At 74.7% G+C, this 16,197-nt stretch carries 13 protein-coding genes; 8 read left to right on the forward strand and 5 right to left on the reverse strand.

Features of this window, described 5'->3' with window-relative positions; all coding sequences use genetic code 11:
* The first annotated feature begins 30 nt into the window (after window positions 1-30).
* The 3 genes from ACIRPP_RS07360 to ACIRPP_RS07370 all read left to right on the forward strand — a co-directional run bounded on the left by ACIRPP_RS07360 (window position 31) and on the right by ACIRPP_RS07370 (window position 3,994).
* On the forward strand, window positions 31-771 hold the full coding sequence (locus ACIRPP_RS07360) for a VOC family protein (protein ID WP_403638745.1): 741 nt from the start codon (window positions 31-33) through the stop codon (window positions 769-771).
* Between the two features lie 189 nt (window positions 772-960).
* A complete protein-coding gene (locus ACIRPP_RS07365; RefSeq protein ID WP_403638747.1) occupies window positions 961-3,324 on the forward strand; it encodes a PQQ-binding-like beta-propeller repeat protein in 2,364 nt (787 codons plus the stop codon).
* 133 nt (window positions 3,325-3,457) lie between these two features.
* Complete coding sequence (locus tag ACIRPP_RS07370) at window positions 3,458-3,994, forward strand: hypothetical protein (protein ID WP_403638749.1); 537 nt, start codon at window positions 3,458-3,460, stop codon at window positions 3,992-3,994.
* Window positions 3,995-4,053: 59 nt separating this feature from the next.
* On the opposite strand, the gene ACIRPP_RS07375 is transcribed toward ACIRPP_RS07370, so the two are convergent.
* From ACIRPP_RS07375 to ACIRPP_RS07385, 3 genes are all read right to left on the reverse strand, one after another.
* A complete protein-coding gene (locus ACIRPP_RS07375; protein WP_403638750.1) occupies window positions 4,054-4,872 on the reverse strand; it encodes an enoyl-CoA hydratase/isomerase family protein in 819 nt (272 codons plus the stop codon).
* A complete protein-coding gene (locus ACIRPP_RS07380) occupies window positions 4,848-5,264 on the reverse strand; it encodes a Zn-ribbon domain-containing OB-fold protein (RefSeq protein WP_403639169.1) in 417 nt (138 codons plus the stop codon). Before ACIRPP_RS07380 ends, ACIRPP_RS07375 begins: the two co-directional genes overlap by 25 nt.
* A gap of 194 nt (window positions 5,265-5,458) precedes the next feature.
* A complete protein-coding gene (locus tag ACIRPP_RS07385; RefSeq protein ID WP_403638752.1) occupies window positions 5,459-6,607 on the reverse strand; it encodes a lipid-transfer protein in 1,149 nt (382 codons plus the stop codon).
* A 109-nt stretch (window positions 6,608-6,716) separates the two neighbouring features.
* Here ACIRPP_RS07385 and ACIRPP_RS07390 point away from each other — a divergent pair, with 109 nt between their 5' ends.
* Entirely contained in the window at window positions 6,717-8,435 is a 1,719-nt protein-coding gene (locus ACIRPP_RS07390) for a FadD3 family acyl-CoA ligase (protein WP_403638754.1), read from the forward strand.
* Here ACIRPP_RS07390 and ACIRPP_RS07395 read toward each other — a convergent pair.
* Window positions 8,419-8,604 carry a hypothetical protein gene (locus ACIRPP_RS07395; protein WP_164334543.1) on the reverse strand — a complete coding sequence of 62 codons (186 nt, stop codon included), beginning with the start codon at window positions 8,602-8,604 and terminating at the stop codon, window positions 8,419-8,421. The two genes, ACIRPP_RS07390 and ACIRPP_RS07395, sit on opposite strands and share 17 nt — an antisense overlap.
* A 220-nt stretch (window positions 8,605-8,824) precedes the next feature.
* Window positions 8,825-11,779 carry a BTAD domain-containing putative transcriptional regulator gene (locus tag ACIRPP_RS07400; RefSeq protein ID WP_403638756.1) on the reverse strand — a complete coding sequence of 985 codons (2,955 nt, stop codon included), beginning with the start codon at window positions 11,777-11,779 and terminating at the stop codon, window positions 8,825-8,827.
* Between the two features lie 218 nt (window positions 11,780-11,997).
* On the opposite strand from ACIRPP_RS07400, the gene ACIRPP_RS07405 reads away from it, so the two are divergent.
* From ACIRPP_RS07405 to ACIRPP_RS07420, 4 genes are all read left to right on the forward strand, one after another.
* On the forward strand, window positions 11,998-13,251 hold the full coding sequence (locus ACIRPP_RS07405; RefSeq protein WP_403638758.1) for an amidohydrolase family protein: 1,254 nt from the start codon (window positions 11,998-12,000) through the stop codon (window positions 13,249-13,251).
* A 14-nt stretch (window positions 13,252-13,265) separates the two neighbouring features.
* Entirely contained in the window at window positions 13,266-14,177 is a 912-nt protein-coding gene (locus ACIRPP_RS07410) for a TIGR03619 family F420-dependent LLM class oxidoreductase (protein ID WP_403638760.1), read from the forward strand.
* 1 nt (window position 14,178) lies between these two features.
* A complete protein-coding gene (locus ACIRPP_RS07415) occupies window positions 14,179-14,949 on the forward strand; it encodes an SDR family NAD(P)-dependent oxidoreductase (protein WP_403638762.1) in 771 nt (256 codons plus the stop codon).
* Between the two features lie 121 nt (window positions 14,950-15,070).
* The gene (locus ACIRPP_RS07420) at window positions 15,071-16,195 is read left to right on the forward strand and encodes an LLM class flavin-dependent oxidoreductase (protein ID WP_403638764.1); all 1,125 of its coding nucleotides are present in this window, start codon (window positions 15,071-15,073) and stop codon (window positions 16,193-16,195) included.
* Window positions 16,196-16,197 lie beyond the last annotated feature (2 nt).

The following is a 16,197-nucleotide window of genomic DNA, read 5'->3' on the forward strand; positions in this document are numbered from 1 at the left end:
GGCTGCGTGCGACCCGGCTACGTTGGCGACATGGCCGAAAACAGGGCATCGCGGCACACAAGGGAGCCCGAGTACGCGGAGGGCGCCCCGTGCTGGGCGGACGTGCAGCTTCCGGACGTGGCGGCGGGCAGGCGGTTCTACGGCGAGCTCTTCGGGTGGACCTTCGAGGAACGCCCGGCGGGCGGTGTGCGGGCACTGAAGGACGGTGAGCCCGTCGCCTCCCTCGGGCGGAAGACCGACGGCCGGCTCCCCACCGTGTGGACGGTGTCCTTCGCCACCCCGGACGCCGACGCCATGTGCCGGCGGATCCGTGCCGCGGGCGGACAGGTCGTCTCCGCCCCGCTGCCGGTCGACGGCCTCGGGACCTCCGCGCTCGTCACCGATCCCGAGGGTGCCGTGTTCGCCCTGTGGCAGCCGGACGAGCACCGCGGCTTCGGCCGCCGCCGCGAGCCGGGCACCTTCGCCTGGGTGCAGCTGTACACCCGGGACACCGAGGCGGCCAACACCTTCTACGGGGAGCTCTTCCACGACGCGCTCTTCGGCCCCGGTGCCGAGCCCGACTTCGGCCGTGCGCCCGTCTCCGACGTGTTCCCCGCCGAGATGCCGCCCCACTTCCTGGTGCACTTCGCCGCCGAGGACCCGGCCGCCGCCATGGCGGAGGTGACCCGGCTGGGCGGGCGGGTCCAGGTCCCGCCCTTCGAGACCTCCTACGGCACCGTCGCGGTGGTCACCGACAACCAGGGGGCGTCCTTCGCGCTGCTGCGCCGCTGAAGTGCCCGCCCGACGTGCCGCTCATGTCGTGAATATGGCTGGACATCCCCTTTGTCCCCGGGTTCGCAACCTGCGCGCCGGACAGGAAGAATCGGGGGGCGTGCCGCCGCGGCGGTGCGGTGGTGAGACGCTGCACTTCGGTCGCGCGCACAGGCGGTGGCGCGACTCGTACGGGGAGGTGGCAGGCAAGTGGTGGATCAGCTGACGCAGCACGATCCGCGGCGTATCGGGCCGTTCGAGGTGCTGGGACGGCTGGGTGCCGGTGGCATGGGCCTGGTCTATCTCGCGCGCTCGGCGTCCGGGCGGCGGGTGGCGATCAAGACGGTCCGGACCGAGCTGGCCGAGGACCAGCTGTTCCGGGTCCGCTTCACGCGCGAGGTGGAGGCGGCCCGCGCGGTCTCCGGCTTCTACACCGCGGCCGTGGTGGACGCCGACCCCCGGGCCGCCGTGCCGTGGCTGGCCACCGCGTACGTCCCCGCGCCCTCCCTCGAGGAGATAGTGAACGAGTGCGGGCCGCTGCCGGCCCAGGCGGTGCGCTGGCTCGCCGCCGGTGTGGCGGAGGCGCTCCAGTCCATCCACGGCGCCGGACTGGTCCACCGCGACCTCAAGCCGTCCAACGTGCTGGTCGTCGAGGACGGCCCGCGGGTGATCGACTTCGGGATCGCGTCCGGCGTGTCGAACACCCGTTTGACGATGACGAACGTCGCCGTCGGCACCCCCGCCTACATGTCGCCCGAGCAGGCCAAGGACTCGCGCAGCGTCACCGGCGCGAGCGACGTGTTCTCGCTCGGCTCGATGCTGGTCTTCGCCGCCACCGGCCACCCGCCCTTCCACGGGGCCAACCCCGTCGAGACGGTCTTCATGCTGCTGCGCGAGGGCCCCGACCTCGACGGCCTGCCGGACGAGCTGCGCCCGCTGATCGAGTCCTGCATGCAGATGGACGCCACGGCCCGGCCCAATCCCGCCGACCTCCAGGCCCAGCTCGCCCCGCACCTGTTCGGCTCCGGCTCCGACGACAGCGGGACGGCGTCCGCCTGGCTGCCCGAGCGGGCGGTGCACCTGATCGAGTCCCGCCGGGGCGGCCGCCGGACCCCGCGGCCCGCCCACGGCACGGGACGCAGTGGCGGCGGTGCCCGGCCCCCCGTGCCGCCCCCGCCGCCGCACGACCCGGTCGTCCCGCCGCCCCCGTCCCGGCCCGCACCGGTGGGGGCGCCGGCCGGCGCGCCCGACAGTGGCCCGGTGCGGCTGGCGGGCGCGCCGGTGCCGATCGGCCCCGGCCCGAGAGTGGCCGACGTGCGGGCCGCCGCCGTCACGGCGCCCCCGCCCGAGGCCGCCCTCGCCGCGTCCTGGTCCAAGCCCCGCCCCGGCGTCAACGGCGCCGACCCGGCCGCCCCGCCGGCCCCCGCGGCCCCGGAGCACCCCAGCGGCTGGCGGCCGTGGCGGTTCCGGATGTCCAACGACGTGTGGGGCACCCCGTCCGTCGACGGCGACCTCGTCTACGTCACCTCCTTCGAGGTGCACGCCCTCGACGTCGCCACCGGCCGCCGCCGGTTCAAGACCCGGGACGTCGCCTGGTCCATGGCGGTCGCCGACGGCCGCATCCACGCCTCCGACGGCCCCACCCTGTTCGCCCTGGGCTCCCGCGAGGGCGGCGACCTGTGGCGGCTGTCCACCGACGCCTGGGTGTACTGCCTGCGGGCCGAGCGCGGCACCGTCGTCACCGGCACCCGGGGCGGCGGCGTCCAGGGCTGGGAGGCGTCCACCGGGCAGAAGCTGTGGGAGATCACCGGCTGCCAGACCGACTTCGAGACCCCCGAGGCCGGCCCGGCCCTGCACGACGGCACCGTGTACGTCTGGCAGGACGCCCGGCTGCGCGCCCTCGACGCCCGCACCGGCGAGGAGCGCTGGTCCTACCCGATCGGTGACGCCGCCTCCTGCGGCGGCGTCCCGGTCCGCGTCACCCAGGCCTCCGACGGCTACGTCTACGTCTCCGCCGGCACCCGGGTGCTCGCCCTGGACGTGGCGGGCGGCCATGTGCGCTGGCACTTCGAGGCCCCGGCGGTCTTCCTCTCCCCGCCGGCGTTCGTGCCGGGCCCGGCGGTCACGGGCGGCGGTCTCTACCTCGCCGACTACCTGGGCACCGTGTACGCCCTCGACGCCACCGACGGCCGCGACCGCTGGCGCATCGCCACCGAGGCGCGCACCTCGACCGAGCCGGTGCTGGTCGCCGCCGGACATGTCCACGTGGGCAGCGGCAAGGGCCTCTACACCCTGGACGCCGTGACCGGCACGCCCAAGTGGCGCTTCCAGTCGGGCGGCGACATCGTGGGCGCGCCCGCGGTGGCCGAGGGACGCATCCACTTCGGGTCCACCGACCACCTGCTCTACACGCTGAAGGCCGACGACGGCCGGCTGCGCTGGAAGCTGGCCACCGGCGGCGAGATCACCGGTTCCCCGGTCGTCCGGGACGGCGTGGTGTACGCGTGCAGCAAGGACCGCTGCGTGTACGCGCTGGACGCGGAGAAGGGGACCGGCACCTCGCGCACGACCTGAGGGGCGGTGCGGGGCCGTCGGTCCCGCCGCACGGGCCGTCCCCGGCCCCGTCCGCACCGCCGGGACCGACCGATGACGGGACGGTCGCCCAACAGTGACATGACCGTGACACCGTGTTGGCAGTCTGTCGGACATGCGTTTACGGGGGAACACACTCAGACTCACGGCGGTTTCGGCTCTGGTCGTCCTGACCCTGACGGGGTTCTCCACGGGACGCCACCGGGGCGGTGACGGGGGCGGCGGCGGAGGCTGCAGCAGCTCCTCCCAGAACCACGACTCCTCTCCGAAGTCGGGCGGGTACCACCGCGACGACGATGACGACGACTACGACTACGGCTCGTCCGGTTCGGACAGCACCGGCGGCAGCGACGCCACCGCCACCGCCACCTCCACCCTGACCGACGCCACCGTCGAGCTGCTGAAATGCGCGTCGAAGTCGGCCCGCCACGCCACCGTCCGCGTCACCAACCCCAACCTGTCCGACGGCTCGTTCACCGTCCGGGTGGTCTTCGAGAACCGGGCCGGTGTCCGGATCACCACTGGGCGGCAGCAGGTCGACGTGCCCGCCGACGACTCGGTGACGGTGCGGGTGCCGGTCGGCGGCGACGCCAAGCGCGCGGCCCGCGTCGCGCACTGCGAGCCCGAGCCCGAGGCACCGGCCGTCCGCTGAGCCGGCCGTCCGCTGAGCCGGCCGTCCGCTGAGCCGGCGCGGCACGGGACCGGGCGGGCTCACCGGGTCCGGAACGTGCCCCGCACCCGCCCGGTGAACAGCTCCGCCTGCCGCTCCTCGGGCAGGTTCCCGAGCGTGACCAGGTGCGGTGCCAGGGCGAACCCGTCGGCGCGCGACGCCTGGCCGGCCGACCACAGCGCCCGCACGGTGCCCTGCACCGCCTCCGTCGGCTGTTCCGCGAGCACCGCGGCGCACGCGGTCGCGGCGGCCACCGCCCCGCCGGGCGGGGCCAGTTCGGAGACCAGGCCGATCGCGTGGGCCCGCCGCGCGGACATGCGTTCCGCGGTGCCCATCAGCACCATCCGCGCCACCTCGCCGTACGGCATGCGCTGCGCCATCAGCACCGACTCGTAGGCGCTCACCATGCCGTAGGTGGTGTGCGGGTCGAAGAACACGGCCGACGGGTCGGCCACGACGAACTCGGCCTCGCCCAGCAGGTAGAAGGCTCCGCCGCAGGCCAGGCCGCTCACCGCGGCGACGACGGGCTTCCACAGGTCGTTGGCCTTCGGGCCGATGCCGAGCAGCGGGTCGTCCTGCGCGTACGGCGGGTCGGGCTGGGGCACGCGGACGTCCCGGTCGATGCCGGTGCAGAAGGCCCGTCCGCCGGCCCCGGTGAGGACGACGGCCCGCACCGACGCGTCGTGGCGCAACGCCCGCCACAGGGCGCGCAGTTCCTCCGCCATCCGCAGGTCGACGGCGTTGAGCCGGCCGGGCCGGTTGAGGGTGACCACGGCGACGCCCGGGGTGGTGCCGGTGTCGACCAGCAGCGGCGCCTGTGCGTCGGCGGCCCCGCTCACGACCGGTGCTCCGGCACCCATTGGGGCATCCCGTCGTGGAAGACGGCCCGGACGCGTGCCCCGATGCGGATCCGGCCGGCCGTCAGCGAGTTGATCGGCGCCCCGGGGCGGGCGACGAGGTTGCCGACCAGCCGGATCCGGGGCGCCTCGGCGAGTTCGACGAGGACGACCGGGTAGGGCGCGAGGTCGGCGTAGCCCGGCAGCAGCGGCGGGTGGGCGACGACCCAGGACCAGATCCGTCCGCGTCCGGCGGTCCGGTGCCACGCGTGGGCGAAGGAGCGGCAGTGCGGGCAGCACGGCCGGGGCGGGAAGCGGAGCGCGCCGCAGTCGGCGCAGCCCTGGACGCGCAGTTCGCCGCGGGCCGCGTACCGCCAGAAGGGCGCGCCGTCCGCATCGGTGACAGGACGCAGCAGGGCCGCCGTGCCGGGAACGGCGGCCTGGTCGGCGAGGTCGGTCATGGATCGGTTCCTCTCGGGCGAGGGCGAGGGCGAGGGCGAGGGTGTGGGCGTGGGCGTGGGCGAGGGTGTGGGCGTGGGCGTGGGCGAGGGCGTGGGCGTGGGCGAGGGCGAAGGCGTGGGCGAGGGAGCGGTGCCGGAAGCAGGGGCGCCTAGGCGCGCAGCAGCAGGGCCGAGGTGGGGACCCCCTCGCCCGCGGTGACGAGGCAGGTGCGGGCTCCCGGCACCTGGGCGGTGCTGGTGCCGCGGAGCTGCTTGACGCCCTCGGTGATCAGGTTGAAGCCGTGCACGTATGCCTCGCCCAGGCCGCCCCCGCCGGTGTTGAGGGGCAGCCGTCCGCCGGTCTCCAGCGCCCCGCCCTCGGTGAACGCGCCCCCCTCGCCCCGGCCGCAGAAGCCGTACCCCTCCAGGGAGAGCAGCACCAGCGGGGTGAACGCGTCGTAGATCTGGGCGACGTCGATGTCGGCGGGGGTCGGGTCGGCGTGCCGGAACAGGTGCCGGGCGGCGGTCCAGGCGGGGCCGGTCAGCGGGTCGTCGGTCCAGTAGTTGACCATGCCGTGGTGCTGGGCGGGCAGGCCCTGGGCGGCGGCGTGGACGTACACGGGGGGCCGCCGGCAGTCGCGGGCCCGCTCCCGGGAGACGACCACGCAGGCCAGCGCGCCGTCCGTCTCCAGGCAGTTGTCGAACAGGCACAGCGGCTCGCTGATCCAGCGCGAGGTCATGTACATCTCGCGGGTCAGCGGGCGGTCGTACATGACCGCGGCCGGGTTCTGGTTGGCCCGGTTGCGGCAGGCGAGGGCGACGTTGAAGAGGTGGTCGCGGGTGGCGCCGTGGTCGTGCAGGTAGCGGCGGGTGAGCAGGGCGATCTCGTCGACGGGGCGCAGCAGCCCCTGGGGCCGGGTCCACTGGGCGGGGGTGGGCAGTTGGCGGGTGGTGTTCCGCCAGGGCCGCGGGCCGCTGCCGCGTTTGCGGGAGCGCCAGGCGACGCCGACGGTGGCCTGGCCGGTGGCGATCGCCGCGGCGAGGTGGCCGACGGTGGCGCAGGAGCCGCCGCCGCCGTAGCCGACCCTGGAGAAGTGGGTGAGGTCGCCGAGGCCGACGGCCTTGGCGAGTTCGACCTCGTCGGTCTCCTCCATGGTGTATGAGGCGAGCGCGTCGACCTCGCCCGGGTCGATCCCGGCGTCGTCGAGCGCCGCGAGCACGGCACGGCAGGCGAGGGTGCGTTCGTCCTCGGGCAGGTGCCGTGCGAAGGCGGTCTGTCCGATGCCGACGATCGCGGTGGCGTCCTTGAGTCCGGCCATCCCGGGGGTACCTCCGCACGCTGGAGGGCAGTTCAGCTGACAGTCCGTCAGGTTACCGTTAATCTGACGGTCAGTCAGCTCCCGTTCCGGAAGCGAGGCGAGACGTTCGATGCGCGCAGACCTGGAATGGACCAGCGTGGCGGACCTGGTGTCCCGGGCTGCCGAGCGGTACGGGGACACCGAGGCCGTGGTGGACGGCCGCACCCGGCTGTCCTACGCGGAACTGGGCGCCCGCGTGGACCGCGCGGCCGCCGCCTGTCTGGCGTCCGGCGTCCGGCCGGGGGACCGGGTCGCGCTCTGGGCGCCCAACTCGGCCGCCTGGATCACCGCCGCCCTGGGCGCGGTCACGGCCGGCGCGGTCCTCGTCCCCCTCAACACCCGCTTCAGGGGCGCGGAGGCGGCGGACGTGCTGCGCGACAGCGGGGCCCGGCTGCTGTTCGTGACGGGGACCTTCCTCGGCACCTCCTACGTGGCCGCCCTGCGGCGCGCCGCGGGCGACGGGCCGGGCACCGGCCCCCTGCCCGGACTGCCGGACCTCCGGCACGCGGTGGTCCTCACCGGGGACGCCCCCGCCGGATTCGGCACCTGGAAGGACTTCCTGGCCGGCGGCGACGGCGTCGGCTCGGACCGGGTGCGGGCGCGGGCGGCGGAGCTGACCGGCACCTCCCCCTCGGACCTGGTCTTCACCTCCGGCACCACCGGCCGCCCCAAGGGCGTGCCCATCACCCACGCCCAGACCCTGCGCGCCTACGGCGTGTGGACCGGCCTGGCAGGGCTGCGCCACGGCGACCGCTACCTCGTCGTCAACCCGTTCTTCCACACCTTCGGCTACAAGGCGGGCGTGATCGCCTGCCTGATGCGCGGCGCCACGGTGATCCCCCAGCCGGTCTTCGACGTGGACGCGGTCCTCGCCCACATCGCGGCGGAGGGCGTCTCCGTCCTGCCCGGCCCGCCGACCCTGCTCCAGGCCCTCCTCGACCACCCCGGCCGGGACGGCCACGACCTCACGTCACTGCGGCTGGTGGTGACCGGCGCCGCGGTCGTCCCGCTGAGCCTGGTGGAACGGCTGCGCGGCGAACTGGGCGTCGCCACGGTCCTCACCGCCTACGGCCTGTCGGAGGCGAGCGGCATCGTCACCATGTGCCGCCGGGACGACGACCCCGCGGTGATCGCGGCGACGTCCGGCCGGGCGATCCCCGGGACCGAGGTCCGGGTCGTGGACGGCACCGGCGGCCCGCTCGGCCCCGGCACGCCCGGCGAGGTCCAGGTGCGCGGCTTCAACGTCATGCACGGCTACGACCGGGACCCGGCCGCCACCCGTGCGGTGCTCACCGCCGACGGCTGGCTGCGCACCGGCGACGTGGGCGTCCTGGACGCGGCCGGCAACCTCCGCGTCACGGACCGGCTGACCGACATGTACGTGGTCGGCGGCTTCAACGCCTACCCCGCCGAGATCGAGCAACGGCTGCGGCTGCACCCGGAGGTGGCGGACGTGGCCGTCGTCGGCGTCCCCGACCCCCGCCTCGGCCAGGTGGGCCGGGCGTACGTGGTGCGGCGCCGCGGCGCGACCCTGACCTCCGACGACCTGATCGCCTGGTCCCGGCGCGAGATGGCGAACTACAAGGTGCCCCGCTCGGTCGTCTTCGTCCGCGACCTGCCGCGCAACGCCGGCGGCAAGGTCGTCAAGACACGGCTGGGGGGGGGGGGGGGGGGGGGGCCCCCCCCCCCCCCCCCGCCCCCGGCCCGGACACGGCAGCGGACCGCGGCGGCTCCCCTCCGCGCCGCCGCGGCCCGACCCCGTGCGGAGATGGCTACCGGGTCGGCTTGAACGGCTCCGACGTGGCGTGCATGTCCTTGGTCTCCAGCGGCTCGGAGGTGGCGTGCATGTCCTCCGTGCCGGCCTGGCCGTCCGTGAGCTTGTCCCCGGCCGCCGGGCCCGGCTCGGTGCCGCCGGTGGCGTGCATGTCCTGGGGCTTGATGTCCTGCTCGTCGCTCATGGGGTGCTCCCGTCGCATTGGTGTGTCGGTCGGTGGTCGGCGAGGGCCCGTCCGGACATTCCCCCGAGGACGCCCGGGCGGGCCCACCGGACCGCTGCCCCTTCCCCCCGGGGTGTGCGGCCCCTCTCCGGTCGACCCGCCTGCCCCCCGACGCGACGGATCGACTGGAACCCAGCATGGCGCCGGGCGATAAACGAATGATGAACGGCGTGCCGAGTTGTCACACGGCCGGTACACGGTGCAGAAGTTCGCGCACCGCCTCCGCCTCCGGCGCCCCGAGCTCCTCGTAGATGCGCAGGGCGTCGCGCCAGCACACCTGGGCCCGGCCGGTCTGGCCGGCGCCCGTCAGCGCGTGCCCGAGCACGGTCAGCACGTTGCCGCGCCGCCACTCCCCGCCGATGCCCCGGAGCACCGTCAGCGCCATCTCCGCGTTGCTGGCGGCCCGGCCGAAGCGGCCGGCCGCGATGTCCACCTCGGCCAGCCGGAACAGGGTCATGCCCTCCCACAGCCGCTGGCGGCTCTCCCGGAACACCTCCAGGGCCTCCCCGAGCCGGTCCGCCGCCGCGTCCAGGTCGCCGCTGCGGGTGAGCGCCATGCCCAGGGCGTACCGCCCGTTGGCCCCGCGCATGGAGTTGCCCATCGCGTCGTAGACCGCCGTGCCCTGCTCGGCCAGGGCGACCGCGCTGCCGGTGCGTCCCGTCGCCAGGTGGATCCGGGACAGGTTGCACAGCGCGCTGGCCTCGCCGGGGCGGTCGCCCAGGGTGCGGAAGTGCTCGATGGCGTGCGAGAGGTGCTCCTCGCCGTCCTCGTTGCGCCCCTGGTACAGGGCGATGATGCCGCGCGCGTTGCGTGCCCAGGACGCCGGGAGCAGGTCGCCGGCCTCCCGGGCCAGACGGATCACGTGCCCGGCCCCCTCGTCGGCCCGGTCGAACCGGCCGCCGTCCACATGCGCGTGGGCGAGCGTCATCAGGGCCCGCGCCCGCACCCGGGGCCCGCCGAACCGGTGGGCCGCCTCCAGCAGCACCTCGGCCGTCGCCGCGTACTCGCGCGGGTTGGCCCCCGACTCCGAGATGTCGAGCGCGGCCCACAGCAGGTCGACCGCCCGGTCCAGGGTGTCCGGGCGGGCCGCCGACTGGCGGGCGAGCGCCAGCAGGCAGTTGGCCTCCGTGTACAGCCAGTCCCGGGCGGCCTCGCGGTCCCCGAACGCCAGTCCCGGATACCCGGCCGGCGCCAGGTGGTCCACCAGCCGGTCACCGGGCCGCTCGATCGCGTAGACGCCCGCCGTCGTGGCGAGGGCGAAGTCCAGCAGGCGGGACAGCGCGCCCTCCCGCTCGCTCGGGGGGAGTTCGTCGCGTTCCGCGCAGGCACGCGCGTAGAGCCGCACCAGGTCGTGGAAGCGGTAGCGGCCGGGGGCCGCCGACTCCAGCAGGGAGGTGTCCACCAGGGACTCCAGCAGGTCCTCCGTGTCGTCCACGGGCAGGTCCAGCACCGCGGCCGCCGCCGTCAGCGACAGGTCGGGGCCGTCGGCCAGGCCCAGCAGGCGGAAGGCGCGCGCCTGGGCCGGCTCCAGCTGGCCGTAGCCCAGCTCGAAGGTGGCCTTCACGGCCAGGTCGCCGGCCTGCAGCTCGTCCAGCCGGCGGCGCTCGTCGGCCAGCTTGGCGGCCAGCACGGAGACGGTCCAGGTGCGGCGCGCCGCCAGCCGGGAGGCCGCGATCCGGATGGCCAGCGGGAGGAAGCCGCAGGCCGCCACCACGTCCAGCGCGGCGTCCCGCTCGGAGGCCACCCGCTCCTCGCCGACGATCCGGGTGAACAGGGTCAGCGCCTCGTCCGGCGACATCACGTCCAGGTCGACCAGGTGCGCGCCGGCCAGGTCCACCATCCGCACCCGGGAGGTGACCAGGGCCGCGCAGCCCTCGGTGCCCGGCAGCAGCGGGCGCACCTGGGCGGCGTCGCGCGCGTTGTCCAGCAGCACCAGCACGCGACGGCCGTCCAGCGCCGACCGGTACAGCGCCGCCCGGTCCTCCAGCGAGTCCGGGATCGCCGAATCCGGGGTGCCCAGGGCGCGCAGGAACGAGCCGAGGACGGTCTCCGGTTCCGCCGCCCGCGCGCCCGCGCCCTGCAGGTCGACGTAGAGCTGGCCGTCCGGGAAGGCGGACCGGGCCCGGTGGGCGACGTGCACGGCGAGGGTCGTCTTGCCGACGCCGCCGATCCCGGCCAGCGCGGAGACCGCCATCACCCGGCCCTCGGCCGAGGCGAGGGTCTCGCCCAGCTCGCGGACGAAGGACGCCCGCCCGGTGAAGTCCGGCACCGTCGCGGGCAGCTGGGCCGGCCGGACGGGGGCCGGTGCCGGTTCGGGCGCCGGGGAGGAGGGCTCCGCGAGATGCGGGTCGGCGCGCAGGATGCGCTGCTGGAGCTCCTGCAGGCCGGGCCGCGGGTCCACGCCCAGTTCGTCGGCGAGCAGCCGCCGGGTGTCGGCGTACACGGCCAGCGCCTCCGCCTGCCGGCCGCTGCGGTACAGCGCCAGCATCAGCAGCTCGCGCGGCCGCTCCCGCAGGGGGTGCGCGGCGGTCAGCGCGGTCAGCTCCGAGACGGCCTCCGCGTGACAGCCCTGCTCCAGGTCCATGTCCAGCCGGGTCTCCAGGAGTTGCAGCCGCCACTCCTCCAGCCGGACCCGCTGGGCCTCCGCGTACGGGCCGGGCACGCCGGCCAGTGCCTCGCCGTCCCAGAGGGCCAGCGCCCGGTCCAGGCCGGCGCGCGCCGCGCACAGGTCCCCGGCGGCGCGTGCCTTCTCCGCGTCGGCGGCCAGCTCCTGCGCGAGGACGACGTCCAGCGAACCGTCGGCCGGGGCGCGCACCGCGTACCCGCCGGACTCGCTGACCAGGACGCCCGGGTCGAGGACCTTGCGCAGTCGGGAGGCGTAGGTGCGCAGGGCCGCCAGTGCCTGCGAGGGCGGCTCCTCGCCCCACAGCGCGTCGATCAGCTCGGCGGCGGTGGCGGTGCGGCCCTCGCGCAGCAGCAGGGCGGCGAGCAGGGCGCGTTGCTGAGGCGATCCGGTCGCGACGGGTTGGTCGCCGCGCCAGGCGCGCACCGGGCCGAGCACGCACAAGCGCAGCGCCGCGGGCTCCGCCGGGGAGCCGGGCCGCCGCTGCTCCGGCACTCGCGGCACACCGTCCATGCAGTCCCCCCATTGTCACTGAGCAACCACGCCAGTCTGCCTTGCGCACGGCGGATGCGTCAGCCGTGGGAGGCCCCGATCACACGGGGGTGCTCCTGGTTCACAAGGTCTTTACAGCTCTCTGCGTGCCGCGGCGCCGTGATGTCACCGCGCCGCCGCGTCCGGAGCGGCCGTCCCATCAGCTGACGGTCCGTCAGATCAGCGCTACCGTGCCTCCCATGGAGACGCCTCAGCGCACACGCCCCGCGTTCCCGCGGATCATCTCCGTCGACGACCACACCGTGGAGCCGCCCGACGTCTGGCGGGACCGGCTGCCGCGGAAGTACCGCGACACCGGCCCCCGGATCGTGCGCGCCCCGCTGAAGGAGATGTCCTTCCTCGGCGGGCGCTTCAGGCCCGTGATGGGCGCGCCGGGCGACGACGGCCCGCTCGGCGACTGGTGGGTCTACGAGGACCTGCACCGACCCCTGACCCGGCTGGACACCGCCGTCGGCTGCGACCGGGACGAGATCCGCCTGGAGGTGATCACCTACGAGCAGATGCGGCCCGGCTCCCACGACGTGCCCGCCCGCCTCGCGGACATGGACGTCAACCACGTCCAGTCCGCCCTGTGCTTCCCCACCTTCCCCCGCTTCTGCGGGCAGACCTTCACCGAGGCCGCCGACCGCGAGCTCGCCCTGCTGTGCGTGCGCGCCTACAACGACTGGATGGTCGAGGAGTGGTGCGGGCCCACCGCGTACGGCCGGCTGGTCCCGCTCACCCTGATCCCGCTGTGGGACGCGGAGCTGGCCGCCGCCGAGGTCCGGCGCAACGCCGCCCGCGGGGTGCGGGCGGTCGCCTTCTCCGAGATACCCCCGCACCTGGGCCTGCCGTCCGTGCACACCGACGCCTGGGACCCGTTCCTCGCCGCCTGCGCCGAGACCGGCACCGTCGTCGCCATGCACATCGGCTCCAGCAGCCGGATGCCGTCCACCTCCGCCGACGCCCCGCCCGCCGTCGGCTCCACCATCACCTTCGCCAACTGCTGCTTCTCGATGGTCGACTGGCTGATGAGCGGCACCTTCGAGCGCTTCCCCGGCCTGCGGATCATGTACGCGGAGGGTCAGATCGGCTGGATCCCGTACATCCTGGAACGCGCCGACGTGGTGTGGGAGGAGAACCGGGCCTGGGGCGGGGTCGCCGGCAAGGTCACCCGGCCGCCGTCGGAGCTGTTCGCCGAGCACGTGTACGGCTGCTTCTTCGACGACGCCTTCGGGCTGCGCAACCTCGACGCGATCGGCGCCGGCAACGTCCTCTACGAGACCGACTACCCCCACTCCGACTCCACCTGGCCCAAGTCCCGTGAGGTCGGCGAGGCGCAGATGGGCCACCTGGCGGCGGACGTCGTCGAACGGATCGTGCGCGGCAACGCCATCGAGCTGCTCGGGCTCACCCCCGACGGGCTGTGGCCCGGCCCCGGCGGTGCCCGGTGACCCTCGGCTACGGCATGCAGCTGCCCGTCCAGTCCCAGAGCACCCTCTACACCGAGCCCTGGGAGGCGGGCGCCGGCCCCGAGGATCTGCTGGCCGTCGCCCGCGCCGCCGAACGGGCCGGCTTCGCCTACCTGGCGAGCTGCGACCACGTCGGCATCCCGCGCCGCCTCGCGGCCACGATGAGCACCGTCTGGTACGACCCGGTGGCCACCCTCGCCTACCTGGCCGCCGCCACCGACCGGGTCCGCCTGCTGAGCCACGTGGCGATCGTCGCCCTGCGCCACCCGCTGCTCACCGCCAAGCAGTACGCCACCCTCGACCACCTCAGCGCGGGCCGGCTCGTCCTCGGCGTCGGCGCCGGGCACGTACCGGAGGAGTTCGAGGCGCTGGGCGTGGACTTCCGCCGGCGCGGGGCCCTGCTCGACGAGTCCCTGGACGCGCTGCGGGCCGCGCTGGGGCCCGAGGAGTACCCCGAGCACCACGGCACCTTCCACGCCTTCTCCGGTCTCGGCCAGCGCCCCCGCCCCGCCCAGCCGGCCGTACCGCTGTGGGTGGGCGGCTCCTCCCCGGCCGCCGTGCGCCGGGCGGCGCTCCGGGGCGACGGCTGGCTGCCCCAGGGCGACCCCCGCGAGCGGCTGCCCGCGCAGCTCGACCGCATCCGCGAGCTGCGCGAACGAGCGGGCCTGGACGGCCCGTTCACCGCGGGGGCGATCACCGAACCGCTGTATGTGGGCACCCCCCGCTGGGAGGTGGGCCGCCGCACGCTCACCGGCCCGGCGGACGCACTGGCCGCGTCCCTGCGGGCCTACCGCGCCATGGGCGTGGACCAGGTGCAGGTGCGGTTCCGCAGCCGCGACCGGTCCGAACTCACCGACCAGATCGCCGCGTTCGGGGCCGAGGTGGGCCCCCTCATCAGCGAGGAGTGACATGGGCAAGCTGGACGGACGGGTCGTGCTCGTCACGGGTGCGGCCCGGGGGCAGGGCGAGCAGGAGGCGCGGCTGTTCGCCGCCGAGGGCGCCCGGGTGCTCGTCACCGACGTGCTGGACGAGCAGGGGGAGGCGCTGGCCGGGGAGATCGGCGCCCGGTACGCGCACCTGGACGTCGGCCGGGAGGAGGACTGGGAGGCGGCCGTCGCCCTCGCCGAGGAGACCTACGGGCCGGTGGACGGCCTGGTCAACAACGCCGGGATCCTGCGCTTCAACTCCCTGCTCGACACGCCCCTGGACGAGTTCATGGAGGTGCTGCGGGTCAACCAGGTCGGCTGCTTCCTCGGTATCCGGACGGTCGCCCGGAACATGCCCGACGGGGGCACGATCGTCAACACCGCCTCGTACACGGCCCTGACCGGGATGGCGGCCGTGGGTGCCTACGCGGCCGGCAAGCACGCCGTCCTCGGGCTCACCCGGGTCGCGGCGCTGGAGCTGGCCGGGCGGGGCATCCGGGTCAACGCGGTCTGCCCGGGGGCGGTGGACACCGCGATGACCGACCCGGCGCTGCTCGACCCGGACGCGCGGCGCGAGGGCCGGACCGGGGCCCTGGACGGGCTGTACCGCAGGCTGGTGCCGCTGGGCCGGATCGGGCGGCCGGAGGAGGTGGCCCGGCTGGCGCTGTTCCTGACCTCGGACGACTCCTCGTACATCACCGGGCAGCCGTTCGTGATCGACGGGGGCTGGCTGGCCGGCGTCACCGTCGCCTGAAGGCGTCACCTGACGGTCCGTCAGCTATTGACGGTGTCCGCACGCGGTGTCACAGTCGGGCCCACGACCGATCTGACGAACCGTCAGTAAACGGCACACTGACCGGGGACGGTGAACGGCCTTGGAATTCGGCATCTTTGTACAGGGGTACGTGGGCAAGCGGGCCGAGACGGATCCGCTCGCCGAGCACAAGGCACTGATGGAGGAGACCGAGTACGTCATCGAGGCGGACCGGTCCGGCTTCAAGTACGCCTGGGCCTCCGAACACCACTTCCTGGAGGAGTACTCCCACCTCTCCGCCAACGACGTCTTCCTCGGCTACCTCGCCCACGCCACCGAACGCATCCACCTCGGCTCCGGGATCTTCAACCCGCTCGCCCCCGTCAACCACCCCGTGAAGGTCGCCGAGAAGGTCGCCATGCTCGACCACCTCTCCGAGGGCCGCTTCGAGTTCGGCAGCGGACGCGGCGCGGGCAGCCACGAGATCCTCGGCTTCCTCCCCGGCATCACCGACATGAACCACACCAAGGAGCACTGGGAGGAGACCATCGCGGAGTTCCCCCGCATGTGGCTCCACGACGAGTACCCGGGCTTCGAGGGCAAGCACTGGTCCCTGCCGCCCCGCAAGGTGCTCCCCAAGCCGTACGGACCGGCCCACCCGGCGATGTGGTACGCGGCCGGGTCCCCGCCCTCCTACGCCATGGCCGCCCGCAAGGGCCTCGGCGTGCTCGGCTTCAGCGTGCAGAAGGTCTCCGACATGGAGTGGGTCCTGGAGCAGTACAAGTCGGCGATCGTGGACGCCGAACCGGTCGGCGCCTTCGTCAACGACAACGTCATGGTGACGACCACCGCCATCTGCGCGCCCACCCACGAGGAGGCGGTGCGCACCGCCGTCGCCGGCGGCCTGCACTACCTGCCCTCCCTGGTCTTCCGCTACCACGACACCTTCCCCCGCCCCGAGGGCTTCCCCGCGTGGCCCGAGACGCTCCCCGAGTACACCGAGGAACTCGTCGAGGTCCTCATCGAGGAGGAACTGCTGATCTGCGGCGACCCCGACGAGGTGCTGCGCCAGTGCAAGCGCTGGGAGCAGGCCGGCGCCGACCAGCTGAGCTTCGGACTGCCCGTCGGCGTGCCCAAGGAGGAGACGCTCCGCACGATCCGGCTGGTCGGGGAGCATGTGATCCCCCGGATCGACACCGACCCGGTGCACCGCACCACCCGGTTCCGGCAGTCCGCGCGGGCGTGAGG

The sequence above is a fragment of the Streptomyces sp. NPDC101219 genome, from assembly GCF_044767675.1.
Lineage (GTDB): Bacteria > Actinomycetota > Actinomycetes > Streptomycetales > Streptomycetaceae > Streptomyces.